The organism is Niveispirillum sp. GW835-FHT14G11, assembly GCF_058793615.1.
Map to the genome: position 1 here is coordinate 27170 of NZ_JBXAFZ010000006.1, position 15574 is coordinate 42743.

The window sequence follows — 15574 nt, forward strand, 5'->3', positions numbered from 1 at the left end:
CGGAAACGCTTTTGGGAAGAGTCATGGAGAACTCGATGCGTCGTGTGTTCAGGGGCGCCGTCGGCGGACGGCACGTGCGGTTCGGTCTAGCATGGGCCGCCCTGCTTGTCAGTGCCGTGATGCCCGCCCCGGCCCAGACCATCGAATTATCAGAGGGTTCGCTGGATCTCCAGCGCCTGCAGAGCCAGTATGGCCAGCGTGGCGACGGGCAGATGTCGGCGCCCAGCAACCTCGACCGGGCCCGCGCCGGCAATGGTGTCGATGGATGGCTGAACATGCCGCCGGGCCAGTCGCAGTTCGATGTGCGGGATCCGTCCAACGGGCAGGATGATCAGCAGTACCGCAAGCCCTCCGTGCTGGAACAACAATATAGCCAGCGGGGCGGCAGGAAGCTGGAACAGTTTGGTTACGACCTGCGGGCCGACCGCCGCCTGACGGCCACCAGCCTCCTTAATGGCGCGGTGCCGGAGGATTATGTCCTGGGCATTGGCGACGAGCTGGTGGTGACGCTGCGCGGGCAGGTGAACAGCACCACATCGGTGCGGGTCGACCGCGAGGGGCGGGTGGTGCTGCCCAACATGGCGCCCGTGGCCGCCGCCGGCCGGCCCTTCGGCGAATTCCGTGACGACCTGACTGCCCAGGCCAATGCGGCCTTCCTGCAGACCAGCGTCTTCGTGTCCGTCGGCGCCGTACGCTCCATCGGCGTGCTGGTGACGGGTGAGGTGAAGGCGCCCGGCCGGTACACGCTGACCAGCTTTTCCAGCCTGATCGATGCCTTGAGCCAGGCTGACGGCATCCAGAAAACCGGTTCCTTGCGCAATCTGCGCATCCTGCGGGGGGGCAAGTCGATCCCCGTCGATCTGTATGAGGTGCTGCTGGGCAGCCGCACTGTCAACGACCTGCGCCTGGCCGATGGCGACCAGATCGTAGTGCCGGCCATCGGCGACACGGTGGCCGTGCAGGGCGATGTGGTCCGGTCCGGCATCTATGAATTGAAGCCGGGCCAGCCGGCCCTCTCCGATGTGGTGGAACTGGCCGGCGGCGCGCAACGCGCGCGCGGCAACCGCATCGACATCCTGCGCCTGGATAAGTCCGGCCGCAACCAGACCATCCGCGACGCGGGTGCCAAGACCAGGGTGCTGGCCGGCGACATCCTGACCGTGGAATTGCCGCGCGACGCCTTTGCCCTGGAAGGGGCGGCGGAGCGGCCGGGTGGGCGCGGGCTGGGGCAGGGCAAGACCCTGCGCGACGTGCTGAACGAGCCTTATGTTCTCGCCGCCAACCCCTATCTGCCGCTGGCGGTCATCGATACCGAGGATCCTGTCACGCGCCAGCGCCGCTATGTGCCGGTCGACCTCCAGCGCGTCATGGACGGGTCGATGAACGTCACCCTGCGTGAGCGTGACCGGGTGATCGTGCTGTCCCAGGCCGATATCCGCTATCTGGGTTCGGCCGACGTGCAGGCCGTACTGCGCGGCGAACAGCCGCCCAGCGTGAAGCTGGCCGTGGACCGCACCGTCACCAACGAAAAGCTGGCCATGGCCGGTGCCGCGGTCAACCTGGGCGGGGATGAGACGGGCACGCGCACCCAGATGCAAGGGCGCGCGCGCGACCGTACCCCCGCCGACACCGGTTACGACGACACTCAGAACCTTGACCGCTATACCGGTCAGCCGGGCCGCGACGATATTCCGGAAGGTCGTGAGGGCGATGATACGGCCCGCCCCCGCCGTCTGATCGGCACCTATGCCGACCCGCAGAGCCCCACGGGCGTGCGGCTGGTGGAATCGGACGTCGAATGCGGCGGCCTGCAGACCCTGGCGGCGCTGGCATCGGAAGGGCTGCAGCAGCGCTATGCCGTGTCGCTGCGCACCGGGTCGCGCAAATCGGGGGACACGCCGGTGATCGATATCCGGTCCTGCCCCAAGGTTTTCCACCGCCATCCCGACCTGCTGCCCTTCCTGCTGGAATATGCCATCTCCATCGAGGGTGAGGTGCGGTTCCCCGGTGTCTATCCCGTGGTGCCGGGGGCCAAGGCCGACAGCGTGATGCGCGCCGTCGGCGGCGTGACCTTGGATGCCGATAGCGACGCGGTGGAGATGACCAACGTGTCGGGTGAGCGCACCAGCGACATGAGCCTGCGCCAGCTGACCCAGTCCACCCTGAACCCCGGCGACGTGGTGCGTGTCAGTGCCCGCGTGGCGATGCGTGAGGTCGGTGTGGTCAAGGTGGCGGGCGAGGTGGTGCGGCCCGGCCGCTATGATATCAAGCGCGGGGAGCGCCTGTCGGAGCTGCTGCGCCGCGTCGATGGCCTGACGCCGGAGGCCTTCCCCTATGGGGCCGTCTTCACTCGCGTGCGGGTGCGCGAGGCGGAGGAGGCAGGGTTCCGCCGCGCGGCGCTGGAACTGGAACAATCCATCCCCAGCGTGCTGGCCGGCGCCTCGGGCCAGGAAGCCGAGCAGGCCCGTCAGGCCCTGCCTTTCCTGCAGGGCCTGATCACCAGCCTGAAGAGCACACGCGCCGTGGGTCGTGTTGTGGTGGAGGTCGACCCCACCATCCTGGCCGCGCGTCCGGAGATGGATTTTGTGCTGGAGCCGGGTGATGAGCTGATCATTCCCAAGCGTCCCTCCCATGTCACCGTTTCGGGTGAGGTGCTGAACCCCAGCTCCGTCATGTTCAAGAGCGGCAAGACAGCCCGCGACTATGTCACCCTTGCCGGTGGCGAGACGGCGGCGGCGGAGCTGTCGGACGCCTTCGTCATCTATCCCAACGGCGAGAGCGAGCCGCTGAGCCTGGGCCGGTTCAGCGACGGCAGCGTGCCGATTCCGCCCGGTTCCACCATCGTCGTGCCGCGTGATCCCCAGCCCTTCAACTTCCTGAGCGTGACCCGCACGGTCGTTGGGCTGGTCAGCGATCTGGCGCTGGCCGCGGCGTCCCTGGCCGTCATTTCCCGGAACTGAGGCGGGCCCCTTATCGTGAAGAAGCTCCGCTTTGCCCGTACGGCCAGTGCCGTCGTCGCCCTTCTGGCGGCGGCGGCCCCGGCCGGGGCCCAGGACAGCAACAATCCCTTTCTGCCCTGGCGGCCGCCGGAATCGGTGAATGATTTCGGCGGCACGGGACTGTTCCAGACGCCGATCGCGCGGGCGGCCGAGGATGGCCAGGCCTATGCCGGCTTCACCTATGTCTGGCCCTATTCGCGCTATTTCATCACGGTCCAGGGTCTACCCTGGCTGGAGGCGACGCTGCGCTATACCAGCGTCGCCAACCGTTATTATGGTCCGGAGGATTTCTCCGGCTTCCAGTCGTTCAAGGATCGCGGCATCGATGTGAAGGTGCGGCTGGTGGAAGGTGACGCCACCTGGCCCAACATCGCGGTCGGGCTGCGCGACATTGCCGGCACGGGTCTTTTCGGTGCCGAATATATCGTGGCCGACCGCACCTTTGGCGATTTCGACGTCTCGCTGGGCATGGGTTGGGGCAACATGGGCACCCGGAGCCATTTCGGCAATCCGCTGGGCTTCATCTCCAGCAAGTTCAAGCGACGCGGCGAGGGATTCACCTCCGGCGGCGGTGCGCTTTCCACCGATTTCTTCCGCGGCGACGTGGCCATGTTCGGCGGCGTTTCCTGGCAGACGCCCCTGGAAGGGCTGCGGCTCAAGCTGGAATACGACCCCAATGATTACCAGCAGGAACCGCTGGACAATAATCTGAAACAGTCCGTGCCGGTCAATGTCGGTTTCGACTACAAGCCCTGGGACTGGCTGCAGGTGGGGGCCGCATTTGAGCGGGGCGAGCGGCTGATGTTGCGTTTCGCCACCACCACGAATTTCCATAAGGCCAAGGGGCCGGGCAAGATCGATGCCCCGCCGCCGCCGCTGGTTCCCAGCGCCACGCTGGCGCCGGCCGTGGCCTTGGCACCGCCCGCGGCCGTGGGCCCCGCGCCCGGGCCGACGGATGATGTCCGCACCGGCCTGGGCCGGCAGGCGGCGCTGGACGGCGTGGCCCTGCAGCATTTCACCCGCATGGGGGGCGAAATCCACATTACCGTGTCGGGCACGCCGCTTCGCGACGGTACGGCCATGGCCTATGATCTGGCGCGCCGCGCAGCGGAACTGGCGCCGGATTTCAATGGCCGCATCCAGGTGACGCGGGTGGAGTACAACCTGCCCTGGATGGTTACCAGCTTTGAGGCGGAAAGCCTGCGCTCCGGCACCGGCCTGCGCGCCGCGACAGCTCCCGCTCCCGCGGTGCCGGTCGCACCGGCCGTCACCGGCCAGGCCCCCGCTGAGGATGTGCGCAAGGACCTGGCCAGCCAGCTGCAAAAGCAGGGCTTCTACCTGACAGCCGTCAATTACAAATCGCCCAAGGCAACCCTGTTCCTGACCAATGGCCGCTACCGTCAGGTGCCCAAGGCCATCGGCCGCGCCGCACGCACCGCCGCCGCCGTGCTGCCGCCGGAGTATCAGGAACTTGAGATCATCTTCATGGATAATGGCATGGAGATGCTGTCCGCCACCCTCTATCGGGCGGACCTGGAGCGGGCCCTGTCGCCCTATGGCGGCTCCATCGAGGAGGCCTGGCTGCGCACCCGCATCGAGCGGCCGGAGGCGAAGGCGGAGGACGCCAGCAACCCGGAGAAGGCGGAATATCCTGGTTTCGGCTGGAACATCCGGCCGGCACTGCGCCAGACCCTGGGCCGGCCGGAAAGCTTCATTCTCTATCAGGCCTGGGTGCGTCTGAACGGTACCATGGTGATCACGCCCGGCCTGAACCTGGCCGGCGGCCTGGGCATCAACGTGTCGAACAATTTCGACAAGATGCGCATCCCCTCGGACAGCCTGCTGCCGCATGTCCGATCCGACATCAAGAACTACCTGCAGGAGGGCACGACCGCGATGACCTACCTGCAGGCCGACTATACCAAGCAGGTGGCCACCGACACCTATGCCCGCCTGTATGGCGGGTATCTGGAAGAGATGTTCGGCGGTGTCGGCGGCGAAGTGCTCTATAAGCCTTTCGGCAAGGAATGGGCCATCGGCCTGGATGTGGCCTGGGCCAAGCAGCGCGACTACGATCAGTGGTTCAAGTTCCGGCCCTATGATGTCGTGACCGGTCACCTGACCGGTTATTATCATTATGAGCCGATGGGCGTGGATGCGCGCCTCAAGGTCGGCCGTTATCTGGCCGGCGACAAGGGGGCGACGTTCGAACTGTCGCGCACCTTCGACAGCGGCATCACCGTGGGCGCCTTCGCCACCTTCACCGACGTGTCGGCAAAGCAGTTCGGTGAAGGAAGATTCGACAAGGGCATTTATTTCATTTTCCCGCTGGACAATCTCTATGTGAAATCCACGCGCGGCAGCCTGGGCTGGCTGTGGCGCCCGTTGACCCGCGATGGCGGCCAGACGCTGAACAACCGCCGGCCGCTGATCGGGCAGGTGGGGACGGCGGACGGCTCGGCGCTGCGCCGTGACTGGAACATGTTGATGGATTGATGGTTGCCCATAGGCACCCTGATCCGAAGTTGAAAGCGTTGTCGATGATCTTTGACCAACCCTGGCCGGAAAGCGAACTGGAGACGCTGGGCGCCTGCCCCGTCTGCGGTTCGACCGAACGTGCGGTGCTGCTGGAGGGGCTGCATGACATGGCCTTCCGTGTGGCGCCGGGCCGCTGGACGCTGTGGCGCTGCCGCGGCTGCACGGCGGCGTACCTTGATCCGCGGCCGGCCGCCGCCTTCATCGTCAAGGCCTATGAGCGTTATTACACGCATGGGGTGAGCGATGCCTTCCGTCTGGATCCGCCGGGACCGCTGGATTTGCGCACGCGCTTCATCACCGGCATCCGCAATGCCTGGCTGAACCGTCGCTATGGCGTGAAGCTGCCTTGGGCGCTGCCGCTGGGCTGGCTGCTAGCCGGGCTGTTTCCGGACCGGCAGCGCCGGGTGGAACAGCTGATCCGCCACCTGCCGCCGGCCAAGGGGCAGCATCGCGTGCTGCTGGATGCGGGTTGCGGCAGTGGCGATTTCCTGCGCATGGCGGGGCAGTTGGGCTATCAGGCCATGGGCCTGGATTTCGACGCAGAAGCCGTGTCCCGCGGCAAGGCGGCCGGGCTGGATATACGTCAGGGGTCCCTGCCGGGTACGGGGCTGGCGCCGGAAAGCATCGACTATATCACCCTCAGCCATGTGCTGGAGCATGTGCATGACCCCGTGGGGACCTTGCAGGAGCTGTTCGGCCTTCTGAAACCCGGCGGCTGCCTGTGGGTCACCCAACCCAACTTGTCGGCTCTGGGCCTGAAGCAATTCGGGTCCGCGTGGCGTGGGCTGGAGCCTCCGCGCCACCTGACCCTGTTCGAGCCAGCGGGGTTGATGACCCTGTTGGGGCAATTGGGGTTCGAACGGGTGGAACTGCACGACGCCGTGCCACAGGCGGAATTCTATTACCGGCAGAGCCGGGCGCAGCAGGTGGGGGCCGATCCCTACCAGCCCGGTGAAACGCCTGGCTGGTCGTCGGAATGGGCCGCCAGCGCCGCCGCGGCCGATGACGCCGCCGCACAGGATTCCCGCCTGTCCGAAGCGCTGACCATCACGGCCTGGAAGCCGGCCTGAACATACCGGCGCCACAGGGTGCCGGCTGGAGTGCGCTGCTTTGACCGATCCGGGTCTGAAGAAGAATTTCGCCTATACCGTCATTGGCATGGCCACGCCTGTCATCGTGGCCCTGGCGACCATCCCGATCTATATCCATCATATCGGGGAGGAGCGGTATGGGGTTCTGTCCATCGTCTGGCTGCTGCTGGGTTATTTCGGCTTCCTGGACATGGGCCTGTCGCGCGCCTCGGCCAATGCCCTGGCCAAGCTGCGCGATGCGCCGGATGCCGAGCGCTCGCGGGTCTTCTCCTCCTCGCTCTACCTTAATCTGGGGCTGGGCGTCGGGGGGGGCGCGCTGATCTATTTCGCGGGCAGCTATCTGTTTCGTACACAGTTCAACCTGTCGCCTGATCTCTGGACGGAACTGGCCGGTGGCATGCCCTGGGTGGCCGCCATGCTGCCGCTGGCGCTGGCATCGGGTGTGGGGTTCGGCGCCTTGGAATCGCGGGAGCGTTTCCTAGCCGTCAACCTTTTGCAGATGACCGGATCGGCGGCGGGGCAGGTGGTGCCGGCGCTGTGCGCCGTGTTCATCTCCCCCTCGCTGGAATGGGTGATCCCGGCGGCCTTCATGATCCGCCTGCTGACCACGATGCAGGTCTTCTGGTACTTGTCGCGCGTCGACCGGCTGCGTCTGACCCGGTATGACCGGGGCCGGGGACGCGCCTTGTTCAGATATGGCGCCTGGGTTTCTGTCACCAACATTGTCGGGCCCATCCTGACCTCGCTGGACCAGTTCATCATCGGATCGAAGCTGGGCCCGGCCGCCGTCTCGCATTATTCCGTGCCGATGAACCTGACCACGCGGGTGCAGATCTTGGCTGCTGCCCTGTCGCGCGCCGCCTTTCCACGCTTGTCGCGCTACGGCAAGGAAGAGGCGGTCGACCTGGCCGAACGGTCGATCCGTGGTCTGGCCTATCTGTTCGGGGCGGCCTGCGTGGGGGCACTTTTCCTTGTGGAACCGTTTCTGGCGCTGTGGATCTCGCCGGCATTCGGGCAGGTGGCCACGCCCGTGGCCCATATCCTGCTGACCGGCGCCTGGATCAACGGCCTGGCCTTCGTGGCCTTGTCGCTGTTGCAGGGGCAGGGGCGGCCCGATCTGGCGGCCAAGATGCATGTGCTGGAGCTGGTGCCCTTCATCGGGGTGCTCTGGCTGCTGATCGACCGGTTCGGCCTGCCCGGGGCGGCAGCGGCCTGGACTCTGCGCGTGGGCGTGGATGCGCTGTTGATGTTCCACCTGTCGGGCCTGCGCTGGCGCCGGCTCTGGACCCTGCTGCCGGCGGGCCTGCTGGTGCTGCTGGCGCAGTTCGCGGTTACCTGCTGGTCGCCGGCATTGTTGCCCGCCCTGGCGGCGGGGATGGTGGCGGCGGTGTTTGTCGTCATGGTGGGGTTTGCTGTTGACGAGGCGATGCGCGCGGCTGTCGTCGCGCTGTGGCGGCGCTGGCGCCGTCGGGAGGGATGATGAGCATCATGGCGCCCAGCATCGACATCCTGTTGGCCACCTACAATGGCGCGCGCTACCTGCCCGAGATGCTGGCCTCGCTGGACGCGCAGGAGGGGGCGGAATTCCGCGTGCTGGTCCGTGACGACGGCTCCTCGGACGGTACGCGCAGCCTGTTGGCCGACTGGGCTGCCCGCCGGCCCGACCGGGTCACCCTGCTCCCGGCCGACCAGCCGACCGGCAGTGCCGCGGGCAATTTCGCTCGGCTGATGGCGGCATCGGGCGCCGACTATGTGCTGTTCGCGGACCAGGATGATCGCTGGCGACCGGCCAAGGTGGCCACCACCCTCGCGGCCCTGCGCGCGGGAGAGGTGGAGGCCGGCGGGCCCGACCGGCCGGTCATGGCCTTCTGCGATCTGGCGCTGGTCGATGCGGCGGGCACGCTGCTGCATCCCAGCTTCCGTGCTTTCCAGCGCCTTGACGCGGTTGCCGGGGCGCGGTTCGACCGGCTGCTGTTGAACAATGTCGTCACCGGTTGCGCCATGGGGGTGAACCGGGCGGCGCTTGATACTTGCGGAACCCCGCCGGCCGAGGCGGAGATGCATGATTGGTGGCTGGCGCTGATCTGTGCCGGCATGGGCGTGGTCAAGGTCATGCCGGAATGCCTGATCGACTATCGCCAGCATGGTGGCAACGTTGTCGGGGCCCGCCAGGACACGGTGCTGGACGCGCTTCCCGGTCTGCGGCGCCTCTCCGCCGTCGCCGCCAATATCAAGGCCTACAGGGCCTGGCTGGACCGGCTCTATGTCCAGGCTGCCGCCTTCGAGACTCGCCATGGCGCGCAGCTGCCGGCGGATCGTCGCGCCGTGCTGGCCGCCTTTGCCGGCTTGCGCCGGCAGGGTCCTCTGGGGCGCCGATGGACGGCGATCCGGTACGGATTCCACCTGGAGTCCCGCGTCCAAACACTGGCTTTCCTGGCCCGCATGTGAAATGGTCCGACGCGGAGAATCAGCCTGCCGCCCTTTCGCGGGGGAATCGGACTCCGACTTTCCCGCGTCGCAGTGATTTTGATGCGGGGCAACCGATAGCGGTGCCACTACCGGCCATAAATCCGACCCCGGATGTGTTCATCAACACTTCTACCTGCTATGTGGCAGAAATGCACCAGTCGCGGGTGTGCTTGATTTATGTATTTTTATCAATGACTTATGGAGACTTCTTCAAGCGTCGCCGCCTATCAGCGACCTCATGTTAAAGAGTTGCTATACAAAACCTCATTCCTGGCGGTTTCGCAGTGCATTTGCCGCTTGCATCAAGAATGTACCTCGCATAAAGAACCTAACGACGCATAACGTGTGAGGAGCGTTTTTGGAGCATGGTGTGGCCGAGCAAAATGTCTTCTGTCAGCTTTTTGCCAGTGCGTGCCGCCCTGTTCACGGCGGATGCCAACGTTTTATCCTATCTTTTGCGGGCGAATCCGTCTGCAAATAGGCCCTTTGGCTCGCCGCACGCCAGTTTCCAATAACGGTTTCCAACACGGTTAAGCGCGACCAAGACTTTCCTACGGAGATACTTAGATGGCTAGTCCCTCCATTGTCGTGTTCAACGAAGCCTACTATCTGGCTCAGAACCCGGATGTCGCCGCCGCTGTTACTTCCGGCGTTTTCGCCACCGGTCTGGCGCACTGGCAGGCCTACGGTCAGTCCGAGGGCCGTCCTTCGTCTGCTTTCTTCGACCTGCAGACCTACAAGGACAATAACGGCGATCTGAACGCTGATGCCGGCTTCGTCACCGATGCCGACTACATCCGCCACTTCACGACCTATGGCTATGCCGAGCAGCGCGTGTTCCTGAGCGCCACCGTGTTCAACGCCGACATCTATGCGGCGCAGAACCCGGATCTGGCTGAAGCCGGGATCACCGACCGTCTGGCCCTGGAGCAGCATTTCCTGCGCAGCGGCATCTATGAAGGCCGTATCACCAAGGCTGGCTTCGATCCGGTCGCCTATATCAATGCCAATGCCGATCTGAAGGCGCTGCTGGATGCCGGTGGCAACATCAACGGCTATACCAGCGCGAACATCGCCAAGGCCGGCTGGTTCCACTACCTGAACTTCGGCATCAGCGAAGGCCGTACCGTTCCGGCCCCGAACCCGACGGTGACGATCGCCGCCGGCGCCAGCACGGTCACGGAAGGCAATGGCGCGACCTTCACGGTCACGCTGTCCATTCCGCTGACGACCGACACGACCTACACGTTCAACGTGACGGGCGACACCAAGAATGGTGCCCTGAACGCGGCGTCGGCCACTGATTTCGGTTCCGTCACCGGCACCGTGACCATCTCGGCCGGCTCCACCACCGGCACCTTCACCGTCACCCCGTCGGCTGACGGCGTGTCGGAAGGCCTGGAAGGCTTCAAGGTCACCCTGTTCGACGCTTCGCTGAACGTCATCAAGACCTCTGACGTCATCGGCATCATCGACGCCGCCGCCCCGGTGACCCCGAAGACGATCACCCTGACCACCTCTGCCGATGCCGGCACGGGCTTCATCGGTGACACCGCCAACGACACCTTCATCGGCGCGTTCAACCTGGGTGCTTCCGCCACGGACACGGCGACCACGACGCTGACCGCTGGCGACAGCCTGGTTGGTGCTGCTGGTACGGATACGCTGTCCATCTCCGTCGCCGGTAGCTCCGGCACCGGCAGCGTCACCCCAACCCTGATCGGGGTCGAGAAGATCAGCATTGCCTCGTCCCATGCGGGCGTTGCCACGTTCGATCTGTCGCTGACCGACAGCGCGCTGAGCAGCATCAGCGTCACCTCCTCGGTGACCGCTGGCTCCGACCTGAATTTCACGAATGTCGGCACGATCGTCGCTCTTGACGTCAAGGGCGTGGGCGATGTCGATCTGGGCTTCGCCACCGCGACCACCTCCGGTACTGGCGATGCCCTGTCGCTGACCCTGAATGGCGTTGGCACCTCCGGCACCGCGTCCGTCATCGATGCCAATGGCATCGAGACGCTGAACGTGACCAGCGCCGGTGCGGCCAATTACCTGACCCTGGGTACTGATTTCGCCGCTGGCACCAAGACCGTCAATGTCTCGGGTTCGCAGGCCGCGACCATCAATCTGGGTGGTACCACCAGCGTCGTCACCGCGGTCAATGCCTCCGGCCTGACCGCGGCCCTGTCGCTGTCCGGTATCGGCACCGGCAAGGTCACCGTGACCGGTGGCGCTGGCAATGACACGTTCGATTTCGGCACCGGTTTCGATGCCACGCTGGTGACCGGGACGGGCGCTGCCCAGAACGACGTCATCGTCGGCGGCGCCGGTAACGACACGCTGAAGATCAACGCCGCTGCCGTCGTCGGCGATGCGCTGTTCGGCAACGTGTCCTCGGTCGAAGTGCTGAACCTGACCGGGACCAGCGCTGTGACCTTGGATGCCAAGGCCCTGGCCGCCGGCATCGGCACCGTCATCGAAGCCAGCGCCGGCGATATCAGCCTGTCGGTCGGCACCGGCTATACCGGTGGTCTGATCGTCGCTCTGACCAGCACCACCGGTGCCGACAGCATCACTGTCGCCGCCAGCGGTTCCGCCAGCCTGACGGTTTCGGCGGTGTTGAGCGACAATCTGGGTCTGACCGGCACGACGATCACCGCCGGCACGGGCACGGGCCAGACCAGCGACGTCCTGTCGCTGACGGCTTCCGGCACGGGCACCATTGCCTCCACGCTGGCCGCCACCATCACCGGTATCGACAAGATCACCGTTGGCGCCACGGGCGGCGCCACGGGTCTGACCCTGACCACCAATAATGCGAACATCGCCTCCGGCGGTACGCTGACGGTTGACGCTTCCGCCCTGGGGACCGGCACTGCCCTGACCCTGAGCGGTGGTGCGGAGGCCGACGGCAAGTTCAGCGTGACGGGTGGCGCTGCGGCCGACACCATCATCGTCGGTGCTGGCAACGACACCGTGTTCGGTGGTGCTGGCAATGACTCGATCGACGCTTCCTCTGGCGGCAACGACGTCCTGTCGGGCGGTGCGGGCAACGACACGTTCAACTTGTCGGGCGCGCTGACCTCCGGCGACGTCATTGATGGCGGCGACGGCACGGATACGCTGGTCCTGGCCAGTGGCACGGTGACTTCGGCCATGCTGACCGGCGTGACCAACGTCGAGAACCTGGTGTTCTCCGGCGACGCCACCCTGAACGCGCCGATCCAGTTCACCAGCTTCGACCTGAGCCTGGCTTCCACCGCCGGCGTCCTGACCCTGGCCTCCGGCTATACCGGTGCCACCACTGTGACGCTGGGTGCCGGTGACAGCGTCGTGAACAGCGCCAATGTCGTCCTGACGGTCAATGTTACCGACGTGGCCTATACCACGACCACCGGTCTGGTGATTTCCGGCGGTACGGGCACCGACACGCTGAACCTGACGGGCGGCTCCACCGGTGCGTCCGGCGGCACGGCCACTGTCGTCACCCTGAACGCCGCTAGCAATATCGAAGTCATCAACATCGTTGATGCCGGCGATGGTACGGGCACCGGCGCCACCGGCGCCGGCAAGGATGTCTCGCTGGTCCTGGCGTCCTCTTACGGCAAAGCCGTTACCGTTGACGCGTCCTCGCTGGACAGCGGTTCGTCGGGTCTGGATGAGACCTTCACCTTCGACGGTTCCGCGTCTTCCTTCACCGTGACGGTGACCGGTGGCGCGGCCAATGACAGCATCACTGGCAGCTCCGGCAATGACGTGCTGAACGGTGGCGCTGGCGCTGATCATCTGGTCGCTGGTGTCAACACCGGCACCGGCACCGGCAACAACTTCGATGTCCTGAATGGCGGCGACGGCAACGACACGCTGGTGTTCAGCACGGGCTTCGACGGCAATGACACGGTCAATGGCGGGTCGGGCACCGACACGCTGTCGATCGAGCAGGGCACGGGTGGCCTCGGCGATCTGGCGTTCCTGAATGTCTCCAATGTCGAAACCCTGTCCCTGGGTACCGGCACGGGTGCCGTGACCCTGGACACTCGCGCTCTGGCCGCCGGTATCGTAACCGTCGCCCTGACCACGGGTGCGGTCAACACCGTGGTCAATGCCGGTGGCTACAGCTCCGGCATCGCGTTCGCCGTCGGCAGCAATGCAGGCAATGTTTCGCTGACCGGTGGTGCGGGCAATGACAGCTTCACCTTCGACACCGCCAGTCTGACGGCAGCCGACACGCTGGTCGGCGGCTCCGGCACCGATACCATCTATCTGGTCAACGGTTCGGGCACCGGTGTTGGTGCTGCCTTCACCGCTACCCTGGGTTCCGCCGTCTCCGGTATCGAGGTGATCACCGTCACTGACGGCCTGTCCAACACCGGGAGCAGCGGTGCCGTCACCCTGACGCTGAACAGTGGCTTTAACGGCGGTACGGCGGTCACGGTCAATGCCTCGGCCCTGAACGGCACGGGTGAGACCTTCACCTTCACCAATGACGGCACGGGTGCCGTGACGGTGACGGGTGGCGCGGCTGCCGACACGATCAACGGCGGTTCCGCCGCCGATAGCATCGTCGCCGGTGCAGGTAATGACAGCGTCAATGGTGGTGCAGGCAACGACGTCATCGACGGCGCCGCCGGTAACGACATCCTGATCGGTGGCTCCGGCGCCGATACGCTGACGGGTGGTTCGGGCAATGATACGTTCTTCATCACCTCCGGCTCCTCCAGCAGCACCGGTGCCGACACCATCACCGACTTCGCGTCGGGTGATGTGGTCAAGCTGTCGCTGACCGGTACGGGCTCGATCGATGCTACCTACAAGGGTTCGGCTACGTCCTACGCCAACGCCCTGTCGCTGCTGACCGGTCAGTCCGGCACCAACACCGCTCAGTATGTCTATGTCTCCGACCTGAACCAGCTGGTCATCGATGTGGATGGCAACGGCCTGCTCCAGGGTAATGATCTGTACCTGACCCTGTCGGGCACGACCGGAATCGCTGCCAACACGGTGGCTCTGGATTATCTGTTCACGGGCACCAGCACCACCGGTACCGGCGGTGCCGGGACCACGGCTGTCACTGTCATCGGCGGCACGGCGTCCGACACGGTTACGCAGAGTGGGACGGGGCACCTGACCCTGTCAGGTGTTGAAACCTACACTGGCGACACCGCGACGGGTACGGTCTACCTGTCCGGTACCCAGGCGATCTCGATCAGCGACACTGCGGGGCTGAGCGTTATTGGCGCTACTGGTGCCGACACGATCACCTTCTCTGCCGTGACCTCTGCGACGACTGTGTCGGGTGGCGCGGGTAACGACACGATTACCTTCGCTGCCAGCGGTGCCAACACCGCGACGCTGAACGGCGTCGAGACGGTGAACGGTTCGTCGGGTGCCGATGTGATCACGCTGGGTACGTCCGGCGAGACCATTACGGTTATCGATGTTGCCGGTGGCCTGACGGTCAGCGGCGCCTCGGGTGGCAATACGATCACGATCGGTTCCGGCAATGCCGGCACGATCAGCGTCGTTGCGCACGCTTCGGGTACCTTCACTGTGAATGGTACGACGGGTGCTGACACTGTCGTCTATACCGCTTCCTCGGGATCGGGCGTCATCAGCCTGGGTTCGGGCAGCGACGTCCTGACGCTGTCCGGCACCACCGGTTCGGTCACGGTGACCGATACCGCCGGTACCGCCGATACGTTGACCTTCAGCGGCGCTGGCGCCCTGACGGCCACCATCAGCGGCATCGAGTCGGTGACGGGTGACGCTGGTGTCAACACTGTTGCCCTGAGCAACACCGGCAGCGACGTTGTTCTGCTCGGCGCTGGTACGGGTACCGGTACGACGGTTACCTTCACCAGCTGGGGAACGGGCGCCGATGTGATCGATCTGACCACCGCCGGTGGTGCTGATACGGTCGTGTTCGGTACCGGCTTCTCTGCCTCTGGCATCACGGGCTTGGTGATCAACAACTTCGACGCTGGCGCTAGTTCCGATGTGTTGAACTTCGCCGACATCGTGGTTGGCACGACCATCGCAACCACCGGTGCAGCCTATGATCTGGGTGCCACCACTGCGGCCGACCTTGCGGTTGGTTCCAATGGCGTGGTTCTCACGTACGGTTCGTTGACCCTGGCCAACACCGACTTCACGGTGACGTCGGGTTCGAACACCGACATCTTTGTCGGTAACAACGATCCGTTCATCGTGTTCGCCGCTGCGACCAACACTTCCACCGCGATCAACGTGTACCTGGTTGATCGGGATCTGGACAGCAACGCGGCTGATGTTTCTGCTAACGACATCCGTTTGATCGGTACGATCAATCTGGTGACGGGCGACAACATCAATACCTTCGCGACCGCGAATTTCGGCCTCTAAGGCTGAAGCGTTCACAAAGGTAGAGTACAAGACCTCCGCCGCCCCAACCGGGGCGGCGGATTTTTTTTGAGAGATACTTTCCCCAAGGCCGATTTC

6 protein-coding genes are annotated in these 15574 nt (G+C 65.1%); all 6 read left to right on the plus strand.

All coding sequences use genetic code 11. The features are described 5' to 3' along the window. The first annotated feature begins 35 nt into the window (after positions 1-35). The 6 genes from AC1Q7F_RS12520 (at position 36) to AC1Q7F_RS12545 (ending at position 15478) form a co-directional block, all read left to right on the plus strand. Entirely contained in the window at positions 36-2960 is a 2925-nt protein-coding gene (locus tag AC1Q7F_RS12520) for an SLBB domain-containing protein (RefSeq protein WP_492507230.1), read from the plus strand. A gap of 15 nt (positions 2961-2975) precedes the next feature. After that, positions 2976-5495 carry a YjbH domain-containing protein gene (locus tag AC1Q7F_RS12525; RefSeq protein ID WP_492507232.1) on the plus strand — a complete coding sequence of 840 codons (2520 nt, stop codon included), beginning with the start codon at positions 2976-2978 and terminating at the stop codon, positions 5493-5495. A 44-nt stretch (positions 5496-5539) separates the two neighbouring features. Next, positions 5540-6607 (plus strand): class I SAM-dependent methyltransferase, encoded by a 1068-nt coding sequence (locus AC1Q7F_RS12530; RefSeq protein ID WP_492507234.1) that lies wholly within the window; start codon positions 5540-5542, stop codon positions 6605-6607. 40 nt (positions 6608-6647) lie between these two features. Next, complete coding sequence (locus AC1Q7F_RS12535; protein WP_492507236.1) at positions 6648-8108, plus strand: flippase; 1461 nt, start codon at positions 6648-6650, stop codon at positions 8106-8108. Next, positions 8108-9076 carry a glycosyltransferase family 2 protein gene (locus tag AC1Q7F_RS12540; RefSeq protein ID WP_492507238.1) on the plus strand — a complete coding sequence of 323 codons (969 nt, stop codon included), beginning with the start codon at positions 8108-8110 and terminating at the stop codon, positions 9074-9076. Before AC1Q7F_RS12535 ends, AC1Q7F_RS12540 begins: the two co-directional genes overlap by 1 nt. A 588-nt stretch (positions 9077-9664) precedes the next feature. Further along, positions 9665-15478 carry a beta strand repeat-containing protein gene (locus AC1Q7F_RS12545; RefSeq protein ID WP_492507240.1) on the plus strand — a complete coding sequence of 1938 codons (5814 nt, stop codon included), beginning with the start codon at positions 9665-9667 and terminating at the stop codon, positions 15476-15478. Positions 15479-15574: the final 96 nt, after the last annotated feature.